The organism is Deinococcus aquatilis DSM 23025 (assembly GCF_000378445.1).
Classification (GTDB): domain Bacteria; phylum Deinococcota; class Deinococci; order Deinococcales; family Deinococcaceae; genus Deinococcus; species Deinococcus aquatilis.
Window position 1 is genome coordinate 1 of record NZ_KB899787.1, and the last position, 3,612, is coordinate 3,612.

The 3,612-nt window shown below is 58.7% G+C and carries 4 protein-coding genes; all 4 read left to right on the plus strand.

The window, feature by feature from the left end; genetic code table 11:
• The first annotated feature begins 253 nt into the window (after window positions 1–253).
• The 4 genes from F561_RS29390 to F561_RS28475 all read left to right on the plus strand — a co-directional run bounded on the left by F561_RS29390 (window position 254) and on the right by F561_RS28475 (window position 3,252).
• Window positions 254–457, plus strand: coding sequence for a hypothetical protein (locus F561_RS29390; RefSeq protein ID WP_157452167.1), 204 nt, complete (start codon window positions 254–256; stop codon window positions 455–457).
• 493 nt (window positions 458–950) lie between these two features.
• Window positions 951–1,124 carry a hypothetical protein gene (locus tag F561_RS29395; RefSeq protein WP_019012523.1) on the plus strand — a complete coding sequence of 58 codons (174 nt, stop codon included), beginning with the start codon at window positions 951–953 and terminating at the stop codon, window positions 1,122–1,124.
• Window positions 1,125–1,234: 110 nt separating this feature from the next.
• The gene (locus tag F561_RS27640; RefSeq protein ID WP_019012524.1) at window positions 1,235–2,641 is read left to right on the plus strand and encodes a BTAD domain-containing putative transcriptional regulator; all 1,407 of its coding nucleotides are present in this window, start codon (window positions 1,235–1,237) and stop codon (window positions 2,639–2,641) included.
• 59 nt (window positions 2,642–2,700) lie between these two features.
• A complete protein-coding gene (locus F561_RS28475; RefSeq protein WP_083922645.1) occupies window positions 2,701–3,252 on the plus strand; it encodes a universal stress protein in 552 nt (183 codons plus the stop codon).
• The last annotated feature ends 360 nt before the right edge of the window (window positions 3,253–3,612 follow it).

Here is a 3,612-nt window from a genome sequence, read left to right on the forward strand (position 1 = left end):
CTCAAACGTTGATCCCGAACCCTCACGACGACGAAGTTCCCCACTCCGCTGGCACCTCATCCAAGGCTTCACATGACTTTTGTCGGTCCCCCAGCACCTCGGCTTCGGTTGATCTGCGCGATCTTGTCAGGATTCTCCAGCCGCCCGTCTCCTGACCTCTGTGATCGGGATGACCGCTGGTACGCCACCAATGAATGAACCCAGATTTCACAAAAGATCATGTTCTCAAAAGCAGGAGACGCTCAACTGTTCCATGACGCCATTACCCACCGTCAACTCTGCCGAACACCACCATGAACTGAAAAAACGCTTTCAGTCCTGGCGAGAGGAACTGGATCAACGCCTGGCTGATCTGGCTTCATGGGAGGAAAAGCAACAAGTCAAGCGGGCGGAACAACAGAGGCGACGAGGGCCTGAACATGACGGCCTGGAGATAAGCCCAAATGTCGCCAATTGAGAAAGCCTTCTCATGGATGGGAGTCAGAGTGTCTGGATGTGGTCTCCTCCCTCCAGATCTCTTCGTGAGATGAAGCAGGTGATTGAGGCGTGGAATCGAGAGCTTGATCACCGCTTTGCTCAGCTTGCCTCCGGGCAATTGGAGCAGGAGCTCAGGAAGGAGCGACAACGTTGTGTGCGCAATTATCGGACTACAGCCATCCGGGTCTGGTCTGCTCCGGAGGGTGAGCAGCCCCGAGCTTGATTGAGGAAGGACGAAAGCCGAACACCGCCTGTCAATTACCGGACGATCGTTCGTTGGCCCCGCTCTGGCTGGCAGGAGAATCTCTTTCTTGATTCCGTTTACCCGGGTACATGAAGTCACGGAAGAACAGGTCTAATCAGGAGCATTACGCCGACGTCGCCTTGCTGGTGGGTGGGCACGCGCCAGGGTAGCCCGGTGCCCCGCAGGCCTGACCTATCAGGCCAGGATTCATAAGACCGGCTCCAGCGACTTGGGCAAGGCCGATGTGTTCTTGCCCAGCCACTTCATCTGGGAGGCCAAACGCGCCCAGACCAACAGTGCGCGGGCCAAAGCGCTGGGGGTAGCCCTACTCCGTACATGGAATCAGCGGAAAAACCGCGATATCGGAAGCATCCAGGTTACAGCTATCGCGACCCAACAGTGATGTGCTCTTGGTCAGAACCGTGTTCAATACGGATGGGCAGAAAGTACACTGCAAGTGGAACGGCGTGAAAGCCGCTGTGCACGTTCTTTCTCGACTCTACAGGAGACCGCATGCATGAGCTCAAGATCGTGACATTCGGCCAGGCCCGTATCACTTTAAATGGAAGAGACGTCGTTTGGCACGCTGCCAGTGCCCGTGAGCTCTTTTTTTACCTCCTCTCGTTTCCAGAGGGGCGCAATCAGCATGACGTGGTTCTGGCCCTCTGGCCCGACGAAGAAAACGAAACGGTCGCCAGCAACAACCGCTTCCGGGTCGCGCTGCACCGGGTGCGGGCGGCCTTGGGACATCTTGATTCGGTGGTCAAGGAGTACGAACGCTACCGGCTGAGTCCGGAGGTGCTGGCGACCAGCGACGTGTATGCCATGCAAGTCGCGCTGCACGACGCTCAAGGCACTGACAGGGGTCTGACCACCGGAACTCAGGTGACCCGTGACGCTCTCCAGCAGGCCGTCAACCTGTACGGCGGTGAATACCTTCCCGACATACACGCAGAGTGGGCCAGCACCGCCCGTGAAGAATACAAGGGCAGTTACGTACGGGCCACGCTGGAACTGTCGAAGTTGCACTGTCAGGCTGGGGACTGCGAGTTGGCGATCCGGCATCTGACAGAAGCGCTGCGAACCGATCCACTGATTGGGGAAAACCACCATCAGGACTTGATGATCCGCCTGGCAAGTGTCGAAAGTCACTATGCCGCCATCGAGCATTATCGCCGCTTCGTCAAGTATCTGCGGGACGACTTCTCAGACACGCCCATGCTGGAAACCACGGCCCTGGCTGAACGTCTCAAGGCTGGTGAATCGATATGTGCGCACCAGAGCGGCACCCACAACCACTGTACACGGCATCTGGCGCAGGGCACGATTGGCACTCTGCTGTCTGATTTCGAGCTGGACAGGAATGAAGTCCATGATTCACTGGGACGCGCCCAGTTGGGACTTCAACTGGCCGACGCGCTTCAACCTGCTGAGACGCTCGATGAAGTGGCGCACCTGACCCTTGAGGCTCTGGGCACCACCATGCAACTGGAGTCACTCTTCATCTTCCTGATCGATGAGGGCGTGCTGCGCGTCAGCCGGGTCTGGGGCGAGATCCCCCCTGAATTTCATCCGCTGCTGCAAATCGGAGCGCTGCCTCTGGACGCGGTGGCACTCTGCCGTCAGGTCGTACAGACCGGTGAGGCACAGTACGCCGAGAACATCGCGCTCCTGATGGCTGCTGAACCGGACACCAAGCCGACCTCCGCAGGTGCGGTGCCGATTGTGGGCCGGATCGGCACTCTGGAAGCGGTGCTGGCCGTCTCTCGTCCGCCGCGCGTCGGCATCTGGACGGCCCACGAACGGGCGCTGCTCGCGCAAGCGGCCCGGACCCTGGGCTTTACCCTGAGAAAAAACGTGCTGTACATAGGTGTGCCCAACTCGACAGGCAAAGGCGGTTCGCCGGTAACGGGTCCGTAAGGCCCACAGGGCAGGCTGGCCACAGGAAAAGAGGAGGCCCATTGCCTGTGTTACGCCAAATGCTTGTTGCAGTAGATTTCAGCGTCTGTAGCCGCTCCGCAGTACAGCACGCCTGTGACGTGGCGCGGGCCATCGGTGGAACGGTGACCCTGCTGCACGTTCTCGAACATCCGGACTTCAAACCCCCGGATCTGGACGCGGCGCGTGCGCTTCTCCAGAAACTCAGCCTGCTGGCGCGCCATCCGCCGAATCGCCTGATTGTTCCTGTCAGAAGCGAAGTCAAGGGCCACCCTTCTACAGCTGACTGTTTGGAAGACGGAGTCAGGCTTGAAGAGAGGGTCGCGCTGACCATCCTGACCGTGGCCGACCAGCTGAACATAGAACTGATTGTGATAGGCCTGCACGGCCAGAACCCCTCCACGGCTGGCGCGCTCGGACAGGTCATGCAGCGGGTATTGCTGGACGCCCGCATCCCAGTTCAGGTGGTGCCGTGCAGTTCAGGTAGACCAGTCGTTGATCGCTGGAACACAACGCTGGCGGGTATGGCCCCGTCACGGCTCTGCCAGCCCAAGGTCTCAACTCATTCCGAAGAGGCTTTCAGTGCACCGTGATGCATAGCGAATTTACCGAGAGCAGCTTGTACACGATCGTCCGGCGCGGAAGGTTTACAGGAGACTGTCGCCAAGACACCCGGTCTTTAGGCTGTACAGCACGGCACTCTAGAGCACACGCCGCGAATGAATCTGCTTGCCTCCAGCACCCAGTATGGCGCAGACCAAGCCGCAAGGGTTTAGGCAAGACCCATTCCAGATTCGTCAAATCCGGGGTGTCCCAACACTGGGGTCATACCTCAACATAAGATGAAAGACGCCTCTGGTGACCTACCAACGGATGAATCTGTTGGCTTCTCAGGCAACGCTTGCGTTGACAACCGCTACGTTGATGCCTGAAGGGACGGCCCGTCCCAGAAT

Excerpts from the sequence above, each read along its gene's own strand:
- F561_RS27640 (WP_019012524.1), top strand. The coding sequence starts at position 1,235 with ATGCATGAGCTCAAGATCGTGACATTCGGCCAGGCCCGTATCACTTTA.
- F561_RS29390 (WP_157452167.1), top strand. The coding sequence starts at position 254 with ATGACGCCATTACCCACCGTCAACTCTGCCGAACACCACCATGAACTG.
- F561_RS28475 (WP_083922645.1), top strand. The coding sequence starts at position 2,701 with ATGCTTGTTGCAGTAGATTTCAGCGTCTGTAGCCGCTCCGCAGTACAG.